Origin of the sequence: Nostoc sp. (assembly GCF_036917555.1) — a bacterium.
Lineage (GTDB): Bacteria > Cyanobacteriota > Cyanobacteriia > Cyanobacteriales > Nostocaceae > Nostoc.
The window spans coordinates 145,342-168,196 of sequence record NZ_JBALDD010000021.1 but is presented as its reverse complement, the minus strand read 5'-3'; the positions used below and the strand labels follow the sequence as shown (position 1 = coordinate 168,196).

Genomic DNA, 22,855 nt, shown 5'->3' with positions numbered 1-22,855 from the left:
TTAATTTAAGCAAGAGCCTTTTTGGACGTTCACTCTCAGTAATATATATGTACTGTTAAATGGCGATCGCTGTGCCAGTTGCGTAAGTCCTGTAAGTATTCAACTGACGTTCTGCTTCTATTAATGCATTGTGTGTCTTATCTACTATTGTTTGTGCTTGATTATAAGCCGCTAGCTTCTCTCGTAACTCAATTACTTTAGTGTTATAGGTAGCAATTGAAAACCCATTACTAAAGTCTAACTCAGGGTTAATTGTCTGCATTCCTTCAATCCGTCGTTCAGCTTTGGTCAGTGCTATAGAGTTTCGTTTGCGTTGCGTCATATAGTTTTCCTGTTTGAATTAATTTATAAATAACCCCGAACTTAAACACTGAGTTATTTATATATCATCAAAATACGCAATAAGCAGATGCACCAGCCACGGTGAAGTTACAGAATTATAAAAGCATTGGATGGCATTAGCCAACTAGATAGATGCAGGTATATTTGCTGAAATTTGTTGAGAAAAGCAGGTTTTGAAGTCGCAAAAGCTGGTTTTGAAGTCGCAAAAGCTGGTTTTGAAGTCGCAAAAGCTGGTTTTGAAGTCGCAAAAGCTAGTTTTGAAGTTGCAAAAGCTGGTTTTGAAGTCGCAAAAGCTGGTTTTGAAGTTGCAAAAGCTGGTTTTGAAGTCGCAAAAGCTGGTTTTGAAATCACGGAGCTTTCATATAATAGTTTACAAAGACGTGATATAGCGGTTATCGAGCCAGTGAGGTACAATTTTGACCTCTCTCCTAAAAGGCTACAGTGTACACACAAGTCACCAGTTTTATCCCAATACGCTTGAGATAGTCAGAAAGCCCTCATGTAGAGACATGATTTATCTCATGTAGAGACGCGATTTATCGCGTCTAAAAAACTGACACGTTAAAGAGACGCGATAAATCGCCGTCTCTACAAAGAATGTACTCGTCAATTATTCCTTGACAGACTAATAACCAATAGTAACAACAGCTACCATCGCATCGGCTAGAGGGGGATGAGACGAAGCACACTAAAAATTTATTTTTATAACTGAAAATTTTATTTTATTTATGTGTTAAGTAGCTTTCAGGATGTTATCTGTATAATCTATCATTCAGTCTAAATTCTCGAATGTATAATCTATCATTCAGTCTTATTAATTATTGACCTCTGTTACTTATTGATAGGTTGAAATCTGGGGATTAGGGCATCTCTTTTTAAGACATAACATACCACTCACCTAGTAGTTATTTATTAACTGAATTTGAAAAGTTATGTAGACATACTCTATCCTAGACATTACCTAAACTTGTGCTTCAAAAATCATGAGCCATTATATGAATAGTTAGCACGTTTACAGCACTATCCAATGTCTCAAGACTTATTAAACTCCTTTCAAGAGGCGTACAGCAATCTCGAACTGTTTCCGTTAATGGAACGGAACGAAATGGAAAGATTTAGAGTCGAATATGGTGATGATTTGATTGCAGACCTGAACCAATTAGTAGAAGATAGTCCTAATGGAGATGGCAAAATTGTCTTTACAGGACATCGAGGATGTGGTAAGTCTACTTTGTTAGCTGAGTTTAGCCGACAAATTCAAGATAAATATTTTGTAGTTCTCTTTTCTATTGCCGATAAAATTGAAATGTCGGCTGTTAATCATATTAATATACTGTTTGCGATCGCAGTTAATTTAATGACCGAGGCAGAAGCACGCAAAGTTGATATTCCGCAATCTACTAAAGAAGCTCTTTATAAGTGGTTTGCTACCCGCACTCGCACTGAAGAATCAAATTTGCAAACAGAAGCTAGTATCGGTTTTGACCTCTTAAAATTAATTAGTTCTAAATTAAAAGCTGATGCTAGCGTTCGGGATGAAATTAAGCAAGAGTTTGAACGCAAGTTATCAGATTTAGTGGCCAGAATTAATGAAATTGCTGCTTTAATTCAAGCTGCAACTAAACAAAACGTTTTAGTAATTATTGATGATTTAGATAAACTTGATTTAGGCAGAGTTAACGAAATTTATCGAGATAATATTAAAGCTCTCTGCCAACCTAACTTTCAAATTATTTACACTATCCCGATCGCAGTCCTTCGAGAAACATTTATTAGCACAATAATTGCCACTGAAACCAACGATCAAGTTGTGGCAATGCCTGTTTTAAAAATATTTGATAAAGGTAAAAATCGCTTCCCAAATGCCCAACCTCGCCCAGAAGCAACAAAGATTCTTGGTGAAGTTTTACAAAAGCGGATTCCTAGTGAATTAATTGCGGCAGAAACTGCTGAAAAAATCGTAATTTATAGTGGTGGTGTATTGCGAGAGTTAATTCGGATTTCTAAGGAATGTTGCCGTATATGTTTACGAACGATCCGGCGAAATCATTCAGCCGAAGTTATTATTGATGATAAAATTCTCCTGCAAGCAATCAATAAAATTCGCAATGATTTTTCCATACGCTTAGGAAAGGTTGATATTGATATTTTGCAGAGTGTGTATGAACAATTTATGCCCAATGACCCCAAACAAGCAGAGTTTTTAGATTTGTTACATGGGCTGTATGTTCTAGAGTATCGCACTGATGAAACTTGGTATGATGTTCATCCAATTATTATCGAAAGCTTGAAAAGACAGGGAGCCATTAATGTTAAATGAAGAATTATTAGATGATCAAGGAGAAAATCAAGATGCGTATGATGATTTAATTGTTTCTATTGAAGCTCAAAAGCGGGGCTTAAATTTACTGATTGCAGTTTGTGATGATGCTAGCTTTCGTGATCAGATTATTGCTGAATATGAAGCTGAACTACAACCCGCCTTGCGTGCATATCGAGTCACTTTAGCACGTCAGGAACCAAGCCTCAAAGCTGCTCTTAACCAACTGGTGCAACAAGAAGAGTATCTCCGTCAGCAGAACCCGGCGCTAATCACTGTGACGGGTGCTGAACAATTGTATTTTCTCAGATTGGGAAATGAGCAATCAGAACAGGAGAAATTCTTTGGTTACTTACAGTGGACAAGGGAAGGATTGCGCGAATTTCCATTTGCGATCGTGCTTTGGGTAACTAACCAAATTTTAGTCAACCTAATTAAAAAAGCCCCTGATTTTTGGAGTTGGCGCAATGGTGTATTCCGGTTTGAATCTCAAAAGACAAATGCTATTCCTGGTAAAGAATTAGAAAATATCCGCTTTGTTTTTAGAGACACAGAATTAGCTAGCGCAGATACTAATGAAAACAACCCCTTTTTCTTACCCATTCAAGATTTACAAAGGTTAATTGAGAAGGTAGAACAAGAACGGGGAACTAAAGATCCCACCTTGGCTACGTTATACTCAAGATTGGGCGATATTTACCACAGCAGATTAGATCGGGGTGAATCTCAAAATTATCAAGAAGAACAGGAATTAGCAATTAAATATTGGCGTCAGGCGAGTGAGCTACAAAATGAATTAGGTTTGCAGATAGACTTAGCTAATAGCCTCAACAATTTAGCAGGAATATATCGTGCAACGGGACACTACAGTGAAGCCGAACCCTTATATCAACAAGCTTTAGAACTGAGGAAACGTCTGCTAGGAGAAAACCATCCTGCTTTTGCAACTAGCTTGAATAATTTGGCGGGACTCTACAAATCTACTGGACAATATAGTAAAGCAGAACTCTTATATCAAGAAGCTTTAGAACTGAGGAAGCGTTTGTGGGGAGAACACCATGCCGATGTCGCTGCCAGTCTGAACAATTTGGCATTACTATATGATGAACAAGGACGTTATAACGAAGCAGAACCTTTATATCTGCAATCATTAGAACTTGAAAAACGTCTGCTGGGTGAAAATCATCTTTCTTTTGCTCTTATACTGAATAATTTAGCGCTACTTTATTATCATCAAGGACGTTACAGTGAAGCCGAACCTTTGTCGCAACAAGCAATAGAATTAGATAAGCAATTTTTGGGAGAAGAAAATCCTGATGTTGCAACAGATTTGCACAATTTAGGTTTAATATACCGCGCTCAAGGACGTTACAGTGAAGCCGAATCTTTGTTTTTGGAATCATTGGAACTCAAGCAGTGTGTATTACAAAAAGCGCATCCGCTTTTAGCAGATACTATCTATGCTCTTGGTTATATGTACAGGGAGCAGGGACGTTACAATGAAGCGGAACCCTTATGTATAAGAGCTTTAGAACTTGATAAGCACCTATTGGGGGAAAATCATCCCAATGTTGCCGAAAGTCTGAATAATCTGGCAGAAATTTATCGTGAAACTGGACGTTATGCTGAAGCAGAACCGCTTTATTTGCAAGCTTTAGATATTTGTGAACGAGTCTGGGGTGTAAATCATCACCGTAGTATTACTGTTCGTCAAAATTTAGAGAAACTGGCCGCAGCAATGCAGAATAATGGAGAGTGCGATGTCTTGTCTACGACACGCTGCGCGAACGACAACCCCTTCGGGGAACGCAATGCATAGAGCAAAAATCTAATTTTAGGTTAAGCTAAACGCTAAAATATCATAAAAATGGAATATTTTCATTTTGAGACTCTAATTTAGAGATAGCAAAATGGCTAAAGATGTTTTCCATCAACAGGTAAAAAAAGCATTAATCAAAGATGGGTGGATAATTACTCACGACCCTTTTACAATTCGTGTTAGTGAAGCGATTAAACTACAAATAGACTTAGCAGCTGAAAATGCCATTGCCGCAGAACGGAATACAGAAAAAATAGCTGTTGAAATTAAGAGTTTTATTGCAGATTCAGATATCAGTGAATTTCATACTGCACTCGGACAATATTTAAATTACTGCCAAGCTATTGAAGAGAAAGAAGCAGACAGAGTGCTTTATTTAGCCGTTCCGCTCGAAACATATCAAGACTTTTTCCAACTTTCTTTTGTCCAACGCACCCTTCATCGTTACCAAGTTAAGTTAATAATTTATGACCCAAAACGTGAGGAAATTCGGCTATGGATAAAATAGAACACTATCGACAATTTATCAAACAAATTCTGAGCGAACATCAACAGATCACGTCTAATACCGATACTGTCAAATCACAATTAATTTTAGACAACGAAAACGACCATTATCAACTAGCTTACGTTGGCTGGCAAGGAGATAAGCGGGTGTTTGGCCCGGTTATGCATTTTGATATTCAAGATGGGAAAATATGGATACAGTATAACGGTACAGAAGAGTCTGTTGCTGAACGATTAGTTGGGTTAGGTGTACCTCCTTCTGATATTGTTATTGGGTTCCATTCTCCTTTTAAGCGCCAGTTTACCTCTTATGCTGTCGAGTAAACTTCAACTCAAGCGATCAATACATGAATATTGAACAAGTAGTAAATGGATAGAAAAGCGATCGCTCTAAATCCCCGACTTCTTAAACAAGTTGGGGATCGTTAGGAAGCTTGCTCAATTGTCATTCAAATCTACTAGCGAACTCCAACAAAACCAGCTTGCTCAATTGCCCTTTGCCCTTGGTCAGTTAATAAAAGATTGGCATAAGCATTTCCAATCTGCTGTTCTGAACCTTTATTCTGCTTAATAATCACAAACAAATTAGCAATCATCGGATAGCTGCCATTTTTGATCGCCTGAGTATTTAGCTGATTGCGCTGAGGTGGACATTGCTGGGGCGAAACCATCGGCTCCCGATAGGGGGCAATTAGCTGACCGGAAGTGCTACCCAATCGCAAAGCCTTCACGCTACATTGAAAGACTACTGAACGGGCAGAAGCGTAGTACACACCACCAGGGGTTTTACTGAGTTGGCGCACTGCCTCCGTAGCAGAGTAGACATATTGCACATTCGAGCCAAGTGCTTGCCCCTTTAAGTCGCTGTTACTAGGAAATATTACTGCATCTGCATCCTCTGGTCGTTGGGAAAAAGCTGTGATCGGTAGATTTGGTCCACCGACTTGATTCCAATTAGTAATTTTCCCCAAATAAATTTGCTGCAATTGGTCAACAGTTAAACCCGATACATTGAGTAATGGATTGACTACCACTGCTATCCCATCCCTACCCACCTGACGTTGCTCAAGGGTAAAGCCTCGCTCTTTTGCCGTAGCTTGTTCTTCATCTGTGAAGGGACGGGAGGACTGAGCAAAGTCGAGTTTCCCATCAAGCAACATCCGAATGCCGGAGCTAGAACCAGGACTACCATTAACAGGGTTTACGTAGCGTAATTGTAGTTCCGGGCGATCGCTCTGGATCTGAGAATCTACCAATCGCCGAATAGATGCCCAAGCGGTACTACCTCCGTAGTTGAATGAGGCAGGGGGAACATCAGCAACTGTCTGAAAAGTTGATCCATTATTAGAGACGCCGTTGAAATTTTGATTAGAGGAAGAGTTAACGCTGTTGGGGGACGATAATATATTTGGCTTCAAGAACCACCAAAGTAATCCGCCAATAACCATAATTGTCAAAACTTTACCAATAATCAAACCTCTGAGAAAGAGGGCAATTTCGCTGTTAATTAAAGCTTTCCTTTGATTTGTATTGTCCATATTTTTAAATATTGTTTCATTGTATTTATCTTACAGGAATATCTAAGTATTTATCCTACAGTAATCTTGAAATATTTAGATTAAAAATAAATCTGTAATAGCTAGTTAATAAGCAGTTTTATGATTGTTACTAAATGATTAACTCTCATTGAGATGAAATTTGCTCTTTGGTAATTTCTGCAATGGTGCAATTGCTTTGACAGATTCTTCTGTTAGGTGTTTATTTAACTAGTAGACTATTTGTATTAGTTAACGGAAACTCAACAAATTTTTCTAGAAAACTCTTTAGTGGAGTAGGTTGGTTTGGAAGCGATGTCCCCGTATTAATAAATGTGTAGATTAAAATTATTACTATCAAACTAGTAATTGTACCAAGACCGATGCCCAGCAGTAAAATGAAGTTTTTATAAGTTAGCAAATAGGTATCATCAGCCTTGTGGTTGATATCAGAAGATTGTGAAGACTGTGACAACGCTAAATCAGAATTAAGTGCTTCTAAGGCTTCTGTAGCAGACTGATAACGCTGGTTGTAGCGATCGCGAACCATTGTATCTAAAATATTTGCCAGAGCATCACTTACCTGGGCGCGATCGCGCCAGATAACTTCTCCAGTACTGGGATCTTCTGGTAGTTGCTCAGGTATTAAACCTGTCAAAGCTTGAATGCAAATCATCCCTACTGCATAGATATCGCTGCAAAGTTTTGGCTTTCCCTTAGCCTGTTCGTTTGGCATATAGCCAGGAGTCCCAACAGCAATTGTTAAGCCTGCTCCCAAAGCACCAATTTTCTTAATACTCCCAAAATCAATTAGCACAATCTTTTGATCGGAGTACCGCCGCATTAAGTTTTGAGGCTTAATATCTCGGTGAATAATATCGTGTTGGTGGACGAAAGCCAGCACTTCGAGGATGTCTTTTAATAAAGTTAAAACTGTATTCTCGTTAAGAGGCTGACCTGATACAATTTCTTGAGTCAAGGCATGACCGTCAATAAATTCCTGGACTAAATAGAAATCCCCATCTTCATCAAAATGGGCAAACAGTCTCGGAATTTGATCGTGGTTGTTGCCTAGCTGGTATAAAACTTCCGCTTCCCGATCAAATAGCTTTTTAGCAATGGGTAGAACAGCAGGATTGGAATCTTTTGGGTGGAGATGTTTGACGACACAATGGGGTTGTCCTGGTAAATCCAAATCAATGGCCAAGTAGGTATCAGCAGAACCTCCACTTCCTAAGTGTTTAATAATCTCAAAGCGATTCCGAAGTGTTTTTCTGTTGAGAGAATATCGATGTCTGTTACGTATAGCACCCCCTAACAAGTAAGTATTATCAGATTCTCCGCTTCCCATCACTTTGACAGTCTCAAAGCGACTTCGGAGTGTTTTTCTGACTAGAGGGTTCTGGCTCATGTGGCGTATACTACTTCTTAATTTACTGACCATTCAGAGCTTGGGTGAGGTTATGAATAACTGCTTGTTGCTAAATTTGCTGGTATTTGCGGCAGTTAGCCATCGCGCGACCTATGCTTTGGATAAATTGGATGCTTAGTTGCTTGATTGCTTTATTTAATACCTTTATAATTATCTTAATACAAAAATAATTTATGAAATACTTCTGTAATTTCTCACTTAAGTAAATTTAACACTAGTTCACAGTATTTAAACTGTGGGCAGACAATAATATTCAGGAGTCAGGATATTTATTTATTTTAATTGTTAAGTCTGATTACTGAGAAAACCTTGGATAGTAAAATTTAAAGGCACAAATGCCCTTACGTGTTTGCCGCAATTTTGTTACCAAATTTGAGTCATTACTAACCGCGATCGCGTTGCCAGATCAATGTGAGTTTGACGAAAAAACTAAAAAAGATCGGGTAAGTTTTTGAAGTAAATATCGAGTGATGCTTTTTGAGGTAAATTAGGTGTAACTTTTCAATCACTCACATATATGATCTCGATCTACTCATAATTCTGGCAAATCTGTAATGCGTATTCGCTTCCACGAAATACCACAATTAATATGTGATACCAATTGTTAAAAAAGAATTTACCCTTACCCTACCCTTAGCAAGGCAAGAGTGCGCGTTGGGTTATCTGTCGTAAACATTTTTTGAATTGGTATGAGCTACTTAAATGAGAAAGCAAAATGGCGAATTACAATGATTGCAATCTCTCGAAGAACTTCAAGTTTCCACTTTCCTGACTAGAAAAAATATTAGGACTGTATTTCCTGAAATTAAATTCGCATAAATTTGCGAACTTTCTTTATTTATTGGTTTACTCAGTCCTTAGAATATCAATTTACAGTATATTAAGTGGTTATTCAATACTTTCTTCAAAACATCCTACTTTTCCGACTTTTCCCACCTTTGACTTTACTCGCATATATATCACTTGCAATAACTCAGTTGCATCTAGTGAAAGTAATGGTGGGAATAGTCTACGCTTGTTTTGATATACATTTTATTTAACTTTTTTATGTAAACGATAAATATGCGTTATCCTAACCCTTGTAAAGATGTAGCAGTACTACGTCTCTACAATCTTTTTCACTGATATTTTTATTCTGTTAATAAAAAAAGCCCCCTAGTGGGGGCTTATTAAGTTGTCCGCGTGGATTGAACAACTAATTAATTAATACTCACAGTAGATACAGTAATCCGAACAAAATAATCCAAATTACGTCAACGAAGTGCCAGTAGATTTCGGCTGCTTCAATACCAAAGTGCTTTTCGTTACTGTAGTGACCCGGAACGCGCGATCGCCACAACACAGCAACAATTGCCAAAACGCCGATAGTGACGTGCAATCCGTGGAAACCAGTCAAAACGTAAAATGCACTGGCAAATAAATTGGTAGTTAAACCAAATTCTAAATGGGTATATTCATATACTTGACCCACCAAAAAGATAGCACCCATTGCAGCGGTAATTGCTAACCAGATTTGCGCACCCCGCGCATCGTTCTTTTTAATCGCAGTGTCGGCATTGTGCATGACAAAACTACTAGAAATTAGATTGATGGTGTTAACTCCAGGTAGCAATAGTTCTAATTCTGGCGTACCTGCTGGCGGCCATGCAGGTAAGGTAGCACGGAAAGCCAAGTAGGCTCCGAACAGTCCCATAAAAATCATCCCTTCAGCAATCAGAAAGACAATTAGCCCAAACAAGCGATGGTCTGGATGTTCTTCATGATGACCGACGGACGCTTCCGCCGCGTGGTGATGATTCAGTTCGGTTTTAGCTGGGTCAATAGTTTGACTTTGCATGAATTTTGATAAGTGGGGAATGGGGAGTTAAAAGTTAGGAGTTAAAAGTTAGGAGTTAAAAATTTTGAACTAACAACTTTATTAAAGTCATAACTCATCATTCATAACTCATAACTCCTAACTCTATTTACGGTCTTCGGGATTGGCGGCAACCGCTGGGTCGGGTTCTGCTCTTAATACTGAGTTTGGCCCACCAGATAAGACGGGATTGGGATCGGATAAAGGTACACCTTCATTAGCATTTTCCAAACCGTAGTCGTAGGGGCCTGTAGCCAGTACTGGGGTTTGATCGAAATTCTCGATCGCTGGCGGTGATGTCGTCATCCACTCTAAGGTAAGTGCCCTCCAAGGATTATTGGCAGCTTTCTCACCATACAACCAACTCCAAATCGCATTAATGATGAAGGGGAATGTCGAAACTGCTAGTATGTAAGCGCCATAGGTGCAGATTTCGTTGAGAAAGGTAAATTTGGGGTCATACTGGGCGATACGGCGGTTCATGCCCATTAATCCCAGCTTGTGCATTGGTAAGAAGGTCATATTTAGACCCACTATTGTTAAGGCAAAGTGAACCTTGCCCCAAAATTCGTTCACCATCCGTCCCGTCATTTTCGGGAACCAATGGTAAATCGCCGCATAAATGCCGAGAACACTACCACCAAATAGCACGTAGTGCAAGTGTGCCACCACAAAATAGGTGTCGTGAACGTGAATATCAAAGGGCACTGCTGCCAACATCACGCCACTGATCCCACCAATTACAAAGGTGCCAACAAAGCCAATAGCGAACAGCATGGCACTGTTAAGCCGGATTTTTCCACCCCACATGGTTGCTAACCAGCTGAAAATTTTAATTCCTGTGGGTACGGCAATGATCATCGTGGTGATCATAAAAAACATTCGCAACCAACCGGGGATACCGCTGGTAAACATGTGGTGCGCCCAAACAATTAGCCCCAAAAAGCTAATGGCAAGAGACGAATAAGCGATCGCTTTATAGCCAAAAACCGGCTTGCGGGAATGCACCGGGATAATTTCTGAAATTGCACCAAAGAAGGGCAAAATCATGATGTAAACCGCTGGGTGGGAGTAAAACCAGAACATGTGCTGGTATACCACTGGGTCGCCACCGCCAGTTGGGTTAAAAAATGTTGTCCCGGCAATTAAGTCAAAGGAAAGCAGAATTAGACCTGCTGCTAACACTGGTGTAGATACCAAAGTCAATGCCGAGGTAGCAAACATCGCCCAGCAAAACAAGGGCATTTGGTGAACCCCCATACCAGGGATACGCATCTTGAGCAATGTGACGAGGAAATTGATTGCCCCTAAAATCGATGACGTACCTAGTAGGAGGACGCTCATAATCCAAATTCCCTCACCTACTTGACCTGTTACCAAGCTCAGGGGAGGGTAGGAAGTCCAACCCGCATCCGGTGCATCGCCTACCACTAAACTGGTGATCAACAATAAACCCGCAGGGGGAATCATCCAAAAGGCAACAGCATTCAAGCGCGGAAACGCCATATCCTTTGCCCCAATCATCAAGGGAATGAGGAAGTTAGCAAAACCCGCACCAGCTGGCACAATCCACAAGAAAATCATGATCGTGGCGTGCAGCGTAAATAAGCTGTTGTAGACTTCAGGGGTGACAAAATCGACTTCTGGGGTTCGCAGTTCTGTACGAACCAAGTCAGCCATCACGCCACCAATGCAGTAGAAAATGAACGTAGTGACTAGGTATTGAATCCCAATCACCTTATGGTCGGTGTTGAAGCCAAAGTAGTCTTGCCATTTTCTGATCCCTGGCTCCTCACTAAGGGCGGGGATATTGGCAGTTTCTTGCAACTGAGCTTGTGTCATAAGAGTGCTGAGTGCTGACTTGTACTGAGCGGAGCCGAAGTAGTGCTGAGTTATTGCACTTTTAAGATGGACTATTAATTAATGGTGAACTTGATGGAGGATTTCTGGTTTAATTCCCATGTCCTTGGTGTAAGGAGCAAGAAATTCATTGGGGGATAGATCGGCAGGGTTAACAGCAATGGCTTGATTTAGTGTTTCTTTGCTGGCAACTAGCTGTTCTTGCATCCATTTGTCAAAGGCTTCTTGTGGCTCAACAACTACTGGCGCTCTCATTGCACCGTGGTAGGGGCCACAAAGTTCAGCACATATTAGGGTATAATCTCCTGCTTTTTTGGGAGTGAAGCGAATCTCGCTTTGCCTACCAGGAATAGCATCTTGTTTCAGGCGGAACTCTGGCACCCAGAAGGCATGAATGACATCGTTGGCGGTCATACTGATTTCCACTTCTCGCCCGATGGGAACGTGCATTTCACCTGTAGTTATACCAGTTTCAGGATAAGTGAAAATCCAGGCATATTGTAGACCAGTGACGTTGACTTGTAATTCTGCTGGTTTACCAGCTTTATCAGGAGTTCCCCCAATTGTCGGAGCAACAATACCTACACCTGGGGCATTCCGCAGTTGGGGAATTTGGTCAGCATTACGGACTTCTGCTGTAGCTGGATCTTGCATTGCCTCATCAGATTTTTCTTGATTGAGGTTCGGTTCAGTACTGGGAGGAGTATCGTTTAAAGTTGCAGCCATTGCACTCCCATGACCTGGCATTTTCATTGACTCCTGATTCATCGGTGCTTCATGAATAGCATGGGGATCAAAGCCACCGATTTCGTTGTAGACATCAAAGCTGTAAACGGAAATACCGATAACGATAATTGCTGGGATCGCCGTCCAGAGAATTTCTAAAGGTACATTGCCCTCAACTGGTGGGCCGTCTTCATTGTCACCTGCACGCCGACGGTATTTAAATGCAGAGTAAATTAAAACACCTTCGACGAGCAGGAATATACCTGTAGAAACGATCATCATCGCGTTGAACAGACCATCCACCAAGACGGCTTCATCAGTGGCGGCTGCTGGCAACAGACCGTGATTTTGACCGTACCAAAAGCTGGCTAGCGTTAGCACGATGCCAATGAGTAATGTCCAGATGGAACTTGGAATCTTCACGGCTTACTTAATTGAATTTACTATGTTATCTCGAAGCTACTCACTTACTAAGGTAGTCTAGGCTGTCAGACATCGGGGACAAAGGTCTGAAATTTTTATTAATTTTTTTGGCTATTTCATTAATTTTGAGTAGGAGTTTATTATCATACAACGCCAAAAATAGATGCAAATCAGTGAAAAAATTTAAGGAAAAATTTATAATGCTTAAATTAATTGTGATTAATCAATTTTTGACATCTTGAAAAATACCTAAAGCTTCAGGCAAAACTTTGCTGGAGTGATTCAAAGTATAAGTGAGTGCTAATCTATAAACCCATAGCCTATACGCTAGGGTGGAGATGGGACACTAAAAGAAAATTGAAAATTTTAAGAGATCCACCAAGAGCGGGCAGAAGGTATCGTTCATGAGCGAATTTGTCCTACAACAACAAAATGAAGCGGCGCTTCAGCAGCAAAAGCCCAAGGAAATGATTCGGCGCTTGGTGTGGAAAATGTGCATAGCCACCTTAATTTTGATGGCCATAGGCAGTGCCACCCGCGTCATGAATGCTGGACTTGCTTGCCCAGACTGGCCCTTATGCTATGGCGAACTCGTGCCAGCCAAGCAAATGAATCTCCAAGTGTTTTTGGAGTGGTTTCACAGATTGGATGCGGCTTTAATTGGTGTAAGCGCGATCGCACTTTTCGGTTTATCCTGGTGGCGTCGTCGTTTTTTACCCTCTTGGCTGCCTTGGGCATCTACATTTGCCCTGTTTCTAATCGTCTTCCAAGGTATCTTAGGGGGACTCACCGTTACCGAACTGTTGCGGTTTGATATCGTTACCGCCCATTTAGGAACGGCGCTGTTATTTTTTACCACCCTGCTGATTATTGGTACAGCACTCACACCCTATCAGGGGAATGGAACCGTTGGTAAGTTGCCTTGGGTCGGTTTAACTGCTGCTGTTCTAGTTTACCTGCAAAGTTTGTTAGGTGCTTTGGTAGGCTCTCGCTGGGCGCTACACCAATGCCTCGGCGGTTCTCAACTTTGTACTGTAATGTACAGTCATATTGCTGGTTTGGTGCCGCCAACAGTGGCAACCTTGGCAATGGTATTTATCTGTTGGCGGACACCAGCACTACATCCAGCCTTACGGCGACTGGCAAATATGGCTGGTGGGTTGTTGACATTACAAATCTTGTTGGGATTCGCCACCTTCAAATTACATCTCCAAGTCGAGCCTCTCACCGTCTCTCACCAAGCTATAGGAGCTACTTTGCTGGGTACTTTGGTGGTTTTCACAGTTTTATCACTACGTGACTCAGCACTAAGTGAGTCACGTTAGCAGTAGCGGGGCGTTTAGCCCGTGCTGAGTAGAGAGGGAGTGGAGGAGATGAGGGAGCAGGAAAAGAACTCCTAACTCCTAACTCTTGTACAGACGCGATTAATCGCGTCTCTACTCTTAACTCAGCACTCAGCACTGAATGATACGTCTGTGTTTTCATTTGCCTGAAAGAGCCAGCTTGAGTGAGGGCTGCATATACAGCAGATTTCAAGGAAAGTGTTGTACACAAGCTAAGTCTCAAAGCCAGGTATAAAACCTGTTTTACTTCTGAATTCTGACTCCTGAATTCTGCTGTAAGTTGTTGAAAAATAAGGAACCAGAGCCAAAATGATTGAGACTAATGTCTCTCGCCACCACGAAACATTTTTCCAGGTAATTCAAAGTTACTACCAGCTAACGAAGCCTCGGATTATTCCGTTGCTTTTGATTACCACGGCTGGGAGTATGTGGATTGCTGCTAAGGGAGAAGTAGACCCATTGCTGTTGCTAGTAACTCTCACCGGTGGCACTTTGGCTGCTGCAAGTGCCCAGACAATTAACTGTGTCTATGACCGGGATATTGATTATGACATGGAGCGGACGCGCCATCGTCCGATACCTTCGGGTAAGGTGCAGCCGCGCGATGCTCTAATTTTTGCGATCGCACTGGCCACGATTTCCTTTACACTCCTGGCAGTATTTGCCAATCTGTTAGCTGCCCTGCTAGCTTTCTCTGGTATCGTCTTTTATATTTTGGTCTATACCCACTGGCTAAAACGCCACACCACCCAGAATATTGTTGTTGGTGGTGCGGCTGGGGCAATTCCGGCGTTAGTAGGTTGGGCTGCTGTCACAGGCACTTTAAGCTGGTCAGCATGGTTAATTTTTGCCATCATCTTTTTGTGGACACCACCCCATTTCTGGGCTTTAGCTCTGATGATTCGGGACGATTACGCAAAGGTGGGTATACCAATGCTACCTGTGATTGAAGGTGATACGGCAACGGTGAAGCAGATTTGGTACTATACGCTGGTGACAGTATTTGCAACCGTGTTATTGGTTTATCCTTTGGGTGCAAGTGGAATTCTTTATGGTGCGATCGCTGTAATTCTGGGAGGATTATTTATCCACAAATCTTGGTGTTTGTTGCAAAATCCAGAGGATCGCGCTGTAGCTAAAGAGTTGTTTCTGTTTTCCATCTCCTACATGATGCTGTTGTGTCTGGGGATGGTAGTTGATAGTCTTCCCGTTACCCATAATCTAATTAGTGTGGTGAGCAACCAGCTGCATCTCATAATCGGCTAATTCTTAGCTGGGGATTTAAGCCAAAAGAAATCGGGTTTGGGAAAAACCCGGTTTCTCAAAGATGCGACGCCGATAGCGTAGCAGTAGCAAGTCCGCGAGCGTCATAGCCCGCCCTAGGCATCACACTTGTTACGCTACTTCTAAAGTTTTAGACTGATAAATACAACATATTGAGGACTACTGATTATTCCGACAGCAGAACAAACTCTACAGTGCTTTCTTGTTTGCCGAAGATTAACTATGATGTATCGACCTGTTTATCTAGTACGTTTAGATGAACGCACAGGCGAAATAGTCATCATAGCTGGTGAAGAAACTGAGATAGCGATTCAGCGTGATGGTAAATGTCCATTTAAAATATGAAACCAAATTTTAATGAAATGAGCCTCAAAGAATTACGAGTCTATGTGCTGGCTCATCAAGACGATAATGAAGCTTTCTATGCTTACATGGATAAGTCAAAGACAGAAGGAAATTGGGTAACAATGCCACCTTTGAATTCAATCGATGACTTTGATAATTATCCTGAGTTTATTGATAAAATTGTTAAAGATGGTGAAGGTCGAGTATAAGCTTTAACTAGTCAAGTGATCGCGTTTGGTAAAGGGCCGCGATCGCATTTCTAGAAATTAAAAAATATACATAATAATTAAAGTTTGGCGAATTTGCGATCGTAAGTAAACTTTCAGGCATAAGTAAATTTATTAAACATTAGACCTCTTGCAAAAGTCAAAAAATCAGGAATGTCATTCTGAGCAGAGCGCCGTGGAGAGAAGAATTTCACCATCTGTTTCGCTCCGCTTAACATGACAATTTAAACATTTATGTAAGAGGTCTATTAATTACACTTACCTATTTATCGATATTTAATAGGTATGCAAAAAGCAATGCAAGTAATTCGTCACGAGTTAAACCACCATAAGCAGCAACTTCTCTCAGTATGGCGTTAAGTGTGCCAATTTTACCAGAATTGAAACCGAACCTTCCTATAAGCAGGAAGGTTCGGAATGAGAACATTTAACTACTCAAAAGTTTTTACTTGAAGACAGATGGTTTTGTAAACACAAATCCTTCAGTTTAAGAGGATGTTTGAAAAGTGGTTGGCTATAATTTTAGCCATCTTGTTGATCCCCCCTAACCCCCCTTAAAAATGGGGAAACCGGAATCAAAGTCCCCCAATTTATCGGGGAATTTAGGGGGATCTAAAACTTTTGATACCGACAACAAGACTTTTCAAACATCCTCTAAGGAGCTACACGTAGTAAAGAAGACACTGTATCATTTGGAATGTGTGCTGCTCCTGGAGAAGAGTACCTTCCTCTGGTGAGAGTAACTAATGGACCATTGAAGTTTATATCTCTGTAAAACGTCCATCGCCCTCTTATAATTGAAATCGATGAGGTTTTATCGTTGAAGCCATAGATTCTCAAATCACTAAGACCATCACCTGTAGTTGCATTAACACTTAATCCCTTTCCAGCAAATCCATTATCCTGAAACAAAAATACGTCTGGGTCACCACTTCCAGTGTATGCTAGCTAGTCCACCACTATAGGTAGCACCTACTTCATCACTAATGTCCTTCACTGCATCACAGTTAAAACTTGTTAAAGCTTGCTGATTCATAATAGATTAAACTCCAGATTTGAATTGGTAGCTTGGAGAACTACTTTCAGTATAATTTAAAGCAAAAACTAGTATTTTTACTTTAAATTATATTTTTTTAATATTTGTTTTAAAAGATAAATATTTTTATGACAACCTGTTTATTTTATCCCCTTAAAATGCTAAAAATAAATATATCATTTAGTATAAAATTAAACATTTTTATAAAAATATCATAATAAAATTTTAGTAACTAACAACGTGGCGATGCAGATTAAAATACAATAGATTTCTAGATTAAATATTAATATTAAATAATTATTGTAAAATAGTACAAAAAGGTAATATTTAATATTCTTTATAAGAAAAAATAAATACAAATATAAAATGAGCAGTATCAGCCACTTAGGATTCTAATAGATTCTAAATACTTTTGGAAGGAAACTTATGAAATTTACAAATATATCAATATTAAGTTCAGGTTTTTTAGGAAGTCTTTTTCTTTTGTCTACTCCAGCTTATTCTGCTATATTGGTAGAGCCAATTATTACTACACCTAATAAAAACTTTCCTAATGGAGAAATACTGGGAGCAAATTTTCAACCATTGAAAGATATCTTCGGAAGTAATGCTCCTGATGCTGGGAATCAAGAGAATTTGTTAAATGATACAGGGTACACAATAAATAAATTATCCCTATTATTGTTAACACAATTTGATTTAGTCACAGATGATGTATTCTGGGGAGATGTAAATAAAGATGGTAAAATCGGCATATCTAACATTTTTTCAAATATTGCTATTGCTCCTGATTTAGCTTTTGCAGGTGCTCTTGTCCCTAGACTAGATTTAACAGGAGGAACAATCTCGAATGGAAAGCGTTTCACAATTCAATTTATTACCAGTCCAGATTTAACTCCTATTGATTCTCAAAAGTATGGACCTCTTGTAACAGGTTTCTTTTATGATGGTTTCAAATCTGTGCCCGAACCTTCCAATCTTTTTGCTTTTGCCCTTGTAATCACAATAGCCATTTGGTCAACAAAAGGCAAAGCCAACTAAAATATCACATTCATCCTCAAAGCATACTCAAAAGCTCTCACTAGTGGCGGCTACAGTCTCAAGTTACTTTTGCTAACGTAGTGATATAAAGTTTATCGCTCCCCAGTAAGCGCCTGGAAGCAAAAGGATTAATATGGCTCATTTAAATCAGCGTCGTCCCCAAAATGTCAACGGCGATTTTTATGTAGATAGTACCTGTATTGATTGTGATACCTGTCGCTGGATGGCTCCTGAAGTATTTTATGATGTAGATGAACAGTCGGCTGTTTATCATCAACCAACGAATGAGGCTGAAAGATTAGCAGCACTTGAAGCACTTTTAGCTTGTCCTACTAGTTCTATTGGCACAGTTGAAAAGCCAAAAGATATCAAAGTTGCTCAACAACAGTTTCCAATATTAGTAGCGGAAAATGTTTACTACTGCGGCTATCATTCTGAAAAATCTTACGGTGCTGCTAGCTATTTAATTAAACTTCCAGAAGGTAATATTTTAGTGGATTCTCCCCGGTTTACGCCGCCTTTAGTCAAGCGGTTGGAAAAACTGGGGCCAATTTGTTATATGTACCTAACTCATAAGGATGATGTGGCAGATCATCAAAAGTTTGCCGAGCATTTTCAGTGCGATCGCATTCTCCACACTGATGATATTACTGCTGATACTCGCAATGTAGAAATACAGCTAACTGGTTCCGAACCATTCACTTTGACTCCAGATTTATTAATTATCCCAGTTCCCGGTCACACCAAAGGACAAACCGTCCTACTCTACAAAAATAAGTTCCTCTTCACTGGCGATCATCTCGCTTGGTCAGAAAGCTTGCACCAACTGACTGCATTCCACGGTGCTTGCTGGTATTCTTGGTCAGAACAAACTAAATCAATGCGTAACTTGGCTAATTACTCTTTTGAGTGGGTGCTACCAGGTCATGGACGAAGGTTTCATGCTGATCGGGAAACCATGCACCAGCAGATGCACAAGTGTATTGAGTTGATGGAATCTTTGAATTGACCAAATAATTCATAATTATGAGATTATATGGCAAAACCCACGAAAACCTAACCCCCCAACCCCCAACCCGTGGCGGGAAGGGGGAAAATTCTAAATCTCTCTCCTAAAAGGAGAGAGATTTAGAGAGGTCAGACTGTATTGCATACAAACCAGCGATCGCTATAACCTGGGTTTTAGCAACCTTTTAAGCAAACACGGATTATGAAAAAGCTGATTAACAAGCCGGAAGACTTTGTGCAAGAAAGTCTAGAAGGTATGGCGGCGGCTCATTCCGATTTAATGAAACTGAACTACAATCCCGGCTTTGTCTATCGAGCCAATGCACCTATTCCGGGTAAAGTAGCAATTATTTCAGGTGGTGGCAGTGGACATGAACCAATGCACGCTGGCTTCGTGGGTAAAGGAATGCTGGATGCAGCTTGTCCTGGTGAGGTTTTCACTTCACCGACTCCTGACCAAATGCTAGAAGCAGCCAAGCAAGTAGATGGAGGCTCTGGTATCCTTTATATCGTCAAAAATTACAGTGGCGATGTGATGAACTTTGAGATGGCAACGGAGTTAGCCCGTAGTGAAGGCATTCGATCGCTAAATATTTTGATTGATGACGATGTAGCAGTGAAAGATAGCCTTTATACCCAAGGACGCCGAGGTGTGGGAACAACAATACTGGCAGAAAAAATTTGTGGTGCGGCGGCTGAGGCTGGGTATGATTTGCCACAGATAGCAAATTTGTGTCGCCGAGTAAATCTGAATGGGCGGAGTATGGGAATTGCTCTAACATCTTGTACAGTGCCCGCGAATGGAACGCCGACATTTGAATTGAGCGATCGCGAAATTGAATTAGGTATCGGTATCCACGGTGAGCCAGGAACAGAACGTACAGCTATCAAATCAGTAGATGAGATTACCGAAATTTTGACGCGATCGCTTATTGAGGATGCAGCATACAGCCGCACACTACGAGAGTGGGATGAAGATAAAGGAGAATGGGTAGATGTAGAGTTAACAAGTCTACCATTTGCCAAAGGCGATCGCTTATTAGCTTTTGTCAATAGTATGGGTGGAACTCCGATTTCTGAGCTGTATATTGTTTATCGCAAACTCGCCCAAATCTGCGAACAGCAAGAATTGCAAATTGTGCGAAACTTGATAGGCCCTTACATCACATCTCTAGAAATGCAAGGTTGCTCTATTACCTTGTTGAAATTAGATGATGAGATGATCCGGCTATGGGATGCACCAGTAAAAACGCCAAGTTGGCGTTGGGGAATTTCATAATTATGAATTACGAATTATGTTGATATGGTGACTCAAGCGCAGATATTACAATGGTTGCAGGCTTATGCAACCGAGATAGAGCAGAATAAAGCATATTTGACAGAATTAGATGCTGCGATCGGAGATGCTGACCACGGGATCAATATGGATCGTGGCTTCAAAAAAGTAAGCGCTCAGTTATCAACTCTTATAGACAAGGACATCAGCAGCATTCTTAAAGCTGTGAGTATGACTTTAATTTCTTCTATTGGCGGTGCTAGTGGCCCCCTTTATGGCACTTGGTTTTTGCGAGCCAGTACAGCAGTAGTTGGTAAGGAAGAATTAACAGACCAAAATGTTTTAGGAATGCTTCAAGCAGGATTAGACGGCGTGCTGCAACGTGGTAAAGCGCAACTAGGAGACAAAACGATGGTGGATGTACTGTCTCCATCTGTAGCCGCTTTTGGGCAAGCTGTAGAAGAAAGTAAGGGGACGGTGGAAGCTATGCAACAGGCTGTAGTAGCAGCCCAAAGGGGGTTGCAAGAAACTATACCGATGCAGGCGAGAAAGGGACGAGCTAGCTACCTGGGAGAACGGAGTATCGGACATCCAGATCCAGGAGGGACTTCTGCTTATTTGATGTTGAAGAGTTTGTTAGGGGTGTTGGAAAGTTCTGGGGAATAACGCTGGCTGTACTATAACGCAAAGCTCGTTATTCTCATCGTGATTATACACTGATGCTGATCATGTTTCGCCACGGTCTGAGGGTAGGAGAAGCTGTAGGATCTAAATGCGGTTTGCGCTGGGATGCACTGATGTGGGCCGAACGTCAGATTTTCATCACCAGGGAAAAGGGCAGTGACTCTGGGGTGCATCCCTTGAGAGATGATGAATTGGTTTTGCTTAAAGAACTTAGAGAGATGCTACCTGATAGCAAATACATTTTCGTTTCCGAGCGCGGTGAGGTAATGTCTACTGATGCAGCGCGAAAACTGATTGGGCGACTGGCAGCGCAGGCAGGGCTTGATATCAAAGTTCACTGTCACATGATGCGCATGCTTGCGGTTACTATCTGGTGAATCAGGGTTATAACACTAGAGAAATTCAAGACTTTCTGGGACACCGCGATATCAAACACACTGAAAAATATACCAAGCTGAATGCTGGGCGGTTCCTAAATTTTGATTGGGGCGATTTGTAACATTCCAAGCGAATTAAAGAATCAACTCTAACTGGCGCGATTCCCGACGCGGTATAACAGCTGACAACGGAAGTAAGTTGCACTAGTTTATGTAAACATATTTTAAATTTTGTAAATATTTGTGATATTTTGATTGAGGAGCAGAACTGTAAGCTATGTGTCTTGCTCCACATTGTGTCAGTTAAAAACTTAGTGAGGTAATCCTCTGTATGGCAATTACTATCGAATCCGCTCGTGGCATTTTCCCCAATACACTGTCGGCTGATGCCGTGCCAGCTCTAACTGCTCGATTCAACCAACTTAGCGCCGAAGATCAACTTGCATGGACATGGTTCGCTTTCTTGGAGATGGGTAAGACCGTGACGGTTGCGGCTCCTGGCGCAGCCAGTATGCAGTTTGCAGAAGGAACCCTGAAGCAAATCAAGCAAATGACATTTCCTGAGCAAACTCAGGTGATGTGCGATCTGGCAAACCATGCAGATACAACCATTTGCCGTACCTATGCTACTTGGTCGCCTAATATTAAGTTAGGTTTCTGGAATCAGCTTGGAGAATGGATGGAGCAAGGAATTGTCGCGCCAATTCCAGCTGGCTATAAGCTATCAGCTAACGCTAATGCTGTATTGTCAACTCTCAAAGGCTTGGATCAAGGACAACAGATTACCGTGTTGCGGAACTCCGTTGTGGACATGGGGTTTGATGCAAGTAAACTAGGCGGCTACACCAGAATTTCTGAACCTGTGGTCGCGCCCAAACAAATGCAAGAACGCACTCAAGTCACCATTCAAGATATCGACAACCCAACCGTGTTGAGTTACATGAACCTATTGAATGCAAATGACTTTGATGAGCTGATCAAACTGTTCGTGGCAGACGGTGCTTTGCAGCCTCCCTTCCAGAGACCGATCGTGGGCAAAGATGCGATCTTGCGGTTCTTCCGGGAAGAATGCCAGAACCTGAGTTTGCTTCCAGAACGCGGTGTCGCTGAACCTACAGACGATGGCTATACTCAGGTGAAAGTGACAGGCAAGGTTCAAACCCCTTGGTTTGGTGCAGCAGTAGGCATGAATATGGCTTGGCGATTCTTGCTCAACCCGCAAGGTAATATCTTTTTCGTAGCCATTGACTTATTAGCTTCTCCCAAAGAACTTTTGAACCTAGTTCGCTAGTAGTTCACTTTCGTTAACGAAAGTGAACTATTGGCAAAGGGGGAAAGATTTATTTCCTTTCCCCTTTATCCAACTTACATACAGGCGTTATTTCGGGGTTGGTGAACTACTAAACAGACGCAAG

General features: G+C 41.1%; 22 protein-coding genes and 1 pseudogene. 15 read left to right on the top strand and 8 right to left on the bottom strand.

Going from position 1 to position 22,855, the window contains the following annotated elements:
* Positions 1 to 55: 55 nt before the first annotated feature.
* Positions 56 to 322, bottom strand: a complete 267-nt coding sequence (locus V7K60_RS07990; protein WP_334924394.1) for a hypothetical protein — start codon at positions 320 to 322, stop codon at positions 56 to 58.
* Between the two features lie 174 nt (positions 323 to 496).
* Between V7K60_RS07990 and V7K60_RS07985 the strand changes: the two genes are divergently transcribed.
* The 5 genes from V7K60_RS07985 (at position 497) to V7K60_RS07965 (ending at position 5,312) form a co-directional block, all read left to right on the top strand.
* Positions 497 to 823: a hypothetical protein gene (locus V7K60_RS07985; RefSeq protein WP_334924393.1), complete on the top strand. Its 327-nt coding sequence runs from the start codon at positions 497 to 499 to the stop codon at positions 821 to 823.
* Between the two features lie 546 nt (positions 824 to 1,369).
* Positions 1,370 to 2,662, top strand: coding sequence for an ATP-binding protein (locus V7K60_RS07980; protein ID WP_334924391.1), 1,293 nt, complete (start codon positions 1,370 to 1,372; stop codon positions 2,660 to 2,662).
* Positions 2,652 to 4,481, top strand: coding sequence for a tetratricopeptide repeat protein (locus tag V7K60_RS07975; protein ID WP_334924390.1), 1,830 nt, complete (start codon positions 2,652 to 2,654; stop codon positions 4,479 to 4,481). Before V7K60_RS07980 ends, V7K60_RS07975 begins: the two co-directional genes overlap by 11 nt.
* Before the next feature lie 91 nt (positions 4,482 to 4,572).
* The gene (locus V7K60_RS07970; RefSeq protein WP_334924388.1) at positions 4,573 to 4,989 is read left to right on the top strand and encodes a XisH family protein; all 417 of its coding nucleotides are present in this window, start codon (positions 4,573 to 4,575) and stop codon (positions 4,987 to 4,989) included.
* On the top strand, positions 4,977 to 5,312 hold the full coding sequence (locus tag V7K60_RS07965) for a XisI protein (RefSeq protein ID WP_334924386.1): 336 nt from the start codon (positions 4,977 to 4,979) through the stop codon (positions 5,310 to 5,312). The genes V7K60_RS07970 and V7K60_RS07965 overlap by 13 nt, the downstream gene beginning before the upstream one ends.
* Positions 5,313 to 5,446: 134 nt before the next feature.
* Here V7K60_RS07965 and V7K60_RS07960 read toward each other — a convergent pair whose 3' ends face one another.
* The 5 genes from V7K60_RS07960 to V7K60_RS07940 form a co-directional block, all read right to left on the bottom strand.
* The gene (locus tag V7K60_RS07960) at positions 5,447 to 6,526 is read right to left on the bottom strand and encodes a PstS family phosphate ABC transporter substrate-binding protein (RefSeq protein ID WP_334924384.1); all 1,080 of its coding nucleotides are present in this window, start codon (positions 6,524 to 6,526) and stop codon (positions 5,447 to 5,449) included.
* Between the two features lie 220 nt (positions 6,527 to 6,746).
* Positions 6,747 to 7,934, bottom strand: coding sequence for a serine/threonine-protein kinase (locus V7K60_RS07955; protein ID WP_334924382.1), 1,188 nt, complete (start codon positions 7,932 to 7,934; stop codon positions 6,747 to 6,749).
* 1,231 nt (positions 7,935 to 9,165) lie between these two features.
* On the bottom strand, positions 9,166 to 9,792 hold the full coding sequence (locus V7K60_RS07950; protein ID WP_334924380.1) for a cytochrome c oxidase subunit 3: 627 nt from the start codon (positions 9,790 to 9,792) through the stop codon (positions 9,166 to 9,168).
* Between the two features lie 123 nt (positions 9,793 to 9,915).
* Positions 9,916 to 11,652: a cytochrome c oxidase subunit I gene (gene ctaD, locus V7K60_RS07945; protein ID WP_334924378.1), complete on the bottom strand. Its 1,737-nt coding sequence runs from the start codon at positions 11,650 to 11,652 to the stop codon at positions 9,916 to 9,918.
* A gap of 78 nt (positions 11,653 to 11,730) precedes the next feature.
* Positions 11,731 to 12,819 carry a cytochrome c oxidase subunit II gene (locus tag V7K60_RS07940; protein WP_334924376.1) on the bottom strand — a complete coding sequence of 363 codons (1,089 nt, stop codon included), beginning with the start codon at positions 12,817 to 12,819 and terminating at the stop codon, positions 11,731 to 11,733.
* A 404-nt stretch (positions 12,820 to 13,223) separates the two neighbouring features.
* Between V7K60_RS07940 and V7K60_RS07935 the strand changes: the two genes are divergently transcribed.
* The 4 genes from V7K60_RS07935 (at position 13,224) to V7K60_RS07920 (ending at position 16,000) form a co-directional block, all read left to right on the top strand.
* Complete coding sequence (locus V7K60_RS07935) at positions 13,224 to 14,144, top strand: COX15/CtaA family protein (RefSeq protein WP_334924374.1); 921 nt, start codon at positions 13,224 to 13,226, stop codon at positions 14,142 to 14,144.
* A 327-nt stretch (positions 14,145 to 14,471) separates the two neighbouring features.
* Positions 14,472 to 15,428, top strand: coding sequence for a heme o synthase (locus V7K60_RS07930; protein ID WP_334924372.1), 957 nt, complete (start codon positions 14,472 to 14,474; stop codon positions 15,426 to 15,428).
* Between the two features lie 180 nt (positions 15,429 to 15,608).
* Positions 15,609 to 15,791, top strand: a complete 183-nt coding sequence (locus tag V7K60_RS07925; RefSeq protein ID WP_442944351.1) for a DUF6888 family protein — start codon at positions 15,609 to 15,611, stop codon at positions 15,789 to 15,791.
* Complete coding sequence (locus V7K60_RS07920; RefSeq protein ID WP_442944350.1) at positions 15,788 to 16,000, top strand: DUF6887 family protein; 213 nt, start codon at positions 15,788 to 15,790, stop codon at positions 15,998 to 16,000. Before V7K60_RS07925 ends, V7K60_RS07920 begins: the two co-directional genes overlap by 4 nt.
* Positions 16,001 to 16,280: 280 nt before the next feature.
* Here the strand turns inward: V7K60_RS07920 and V7K60_RS07915 are convergent, their stop codons facing one another.
* Positions 16,281 to 16,445: a hypothetical protein gene (locus tag V7K60_RS07915; protein ID WP_334924366.1), complete on the bottom strand. Its 165-nt coding sequence runs from the start codon at positions 16,443 to 16,445 to the stop codon at positions 16,281 to 16,283.
* A 227-nt stretch (positions 16,446 to 16,672) separates the two neighbouring features.
* On the bottom strand, positions 16,673 to 16,930 hold the full coding sequence (locus tag V7K60_RS35150; protein ID WP_442944349.1) for a beta/gamma crystallin-related protein: 258 nt from the start codon (positions 16,928 to 16,930) through the stop codon (positions 16,673 to 16,675).
* Between the two features lie 550 nt (positions 16,931 to 17,480).
* Here V7K60_RS35150 and V7K60_RS07910 point away from each other — a divergent pair.
* The 6 genes and pseudogenes from V7K60_RS07910 (at position 17,481) to V7K60_RS07880 (ending at position 22,731) form a co-directional block, all read left to right on the top strand.
* Complete coding sequence (locus tag V7K60_RS07910; RefSeq protein WP_334924364.1) at positions 17,481 to 18,095, top strand: hypothetical protein; 615 nt, start codon at positions 17,481 to 17,483, stop codon at positions 18,093 to 18,095.
* 133 nt (positions 18,096 to 18,228) lie between these two features.
* Entirely contained in the window at positions 18,229 to 19,104 is an 876-nt protein-coding gene (locus V7K60_RS07905) for an MBL fold metallo-hydrolase (RefSeq protein ID WP_334924362.1), read from the top strand.
* Positions 19,105 to 19,305: 201 nt separating this feature from the next.
* A complete protein-coding gene (gene dhaK, locus V7K60_RS07900; protein WP_334924361.1) occupies positions 19,306 to 20,382 on the top strand; it encodes a dihydroxyacetone kinase subunit DhaK in 1,077 nt (358 codons plus the stop codon).
* Positions 20,383 to 20,406: 24 nt separating this feature from the next.
* Complete coding sequence (gene dhaL, locus V7K60_RS07895; protein WP_334924359.1) at positions 20,407 to 21,045, top strand: dihydroxyacetone kinase subunit DhaL; 639 nt, start codon at positions 20,407 to 20,409, stop codon at positions 21,043 to 21,045.
* Positions 21,046 to 21,098: 53 nt separating this feature from the next.
* Positions 21,099 to 21,562 (top strand): annotated as a pseudogene (locus tag V7K60_RS07890) (tyrosine-type recombinase/integrase).
* 209 nt (positions 21,563 to 21,771) lie between these two features.
* Positions 21,772 to 22,731, top strand: a complete 960-nt coding sequence (locus V7K60_RS07880) for an orange carotenoid-binding protein (protein WP_334924355.1) — start codon at positions 21,772 to 21,774, stop codon at positions 22,729 to 22,731.
* The last annotated feature ends 124 nt before the right edge of the window (positions 22,732 to 22,855 follow it).

Coding starts and splice junctions, on each gene's coding strand:
- V7K60_RS07915 (WP_334924366.1), bottom strand. CDS start 16,445: ATGTTCTCATTCCGAACCTTCCTGCTTATAGGAAGGTTCGGTTTCAAT.
- V7K60_RS07990 (WP_334924394.1), bottom strand. CDS start 322: ATGACGCAACGCAAACGAAACTCTATAGCACTGACCAAAGCTGAACGA.
- V7K60_RS07975 (WP_334924390.1), top strand. CDS start 2,652: ATGTTAAATGAAGAATTATTAGATGATCAAGGAGAAAATCAAGATGCG.
- V7K60_RS07965 (WP_334924386.1), top strand. CDS start 4,977: ATGGATAAAATAGAACACTATCGACAATTTATCAAACAAATTCTGAGC.
- V7K60_RS07950 (WP_334924380.1), bottom strand. CDS start 9,792: ATGCAAAGTCAAACTATTGACCCAGCTAAAACCGAACTGAATCATCAC.
- V7K60_RS07905 (WP_334924362.1), top strand. CDS start 18,229: ATGGCTCATTTAAATCAGCGTCGTCCCCAAAATGTCAACGGCGATTTT.
- V7K60_RS07930 (WP_334924372.1), top strand. CDS start 14,472: ATGATTGAGACTAATGTCTCTCGCCACCACGAAACATTTTTCCAGGTA.
- V7K60_RS07880 (WP_334924355.1), top strand. CDS start 21,772: ATGGCAATTACTATCGAATCCGCTCGTGGCATTTTCCCCAATACACTG.
- V7K60_RS07970 (WP_334924388.1), top strand. CDS start 4,573: ATGGCTAAAGATGTTTTCCATCAACAGGTAAAAAAAGCATTAATCAAA.
- dhaK (WP_334924361.1), top strand. CDS start 19,306: ATGAAAAAGCTGATTAACAAGCCGGAAGACTTTGTGCAAGAAAGTCTA.
- V7K60_RS07935 (WP_334924374.1), top strand. CDS start 13,224: ATGAGCGAATTTGTCCTACAACAACAAAATGAAGCGGCGCTTCAGCAG.
- ctaD (WP_334924378.1), bottom strand. CDS start 11,652: ATGACACAAGCTCAGTTGCAAGAAACTGCCAATATCCCCGCCCTTAGT.
- V7K60_RS07910 (WP_334924364.1), top strand. CDS start 17,481: ATGAAATTTACAAATATATCAATATTAAGTTCAGGTTTTTTAGGAAGT.
- V7K60_RS07920 (WP_442944350.1), top strand. CDS start 15,788: ATGAAACCAAATTTTAATGAAATGAGCCTCAAAGAATTACGAGTCTAT.
- dhaL (WP_334924359.1), top strand. CDS start 20,407: ATGGTGACTCAAGCGCAGATATTACAATGGTTGCAGGCTTATGCAACC.
- V7K60_RS07955 (WP_334924382.1), bottom strand. CDS start 7,934: ATGAGCCAGAACCCTCTAGTCAGAAAAACACTCCGAAGTCGCTTTGAG.
- V7K60_RS07960 (WP_334924384.1), bottom strand. CDS start 6,526: ATGGACAATACAAATCAAAGGAAAGCTTTAATTAACAGCGAAATTGCC.
- V7K60_RS07980 (WP_334924391.1), top strand. CDS start 1,370: ATGTCTCAAGACTTATTAAACTCCTTTCAAGAGGCGTACAGCAATCTC.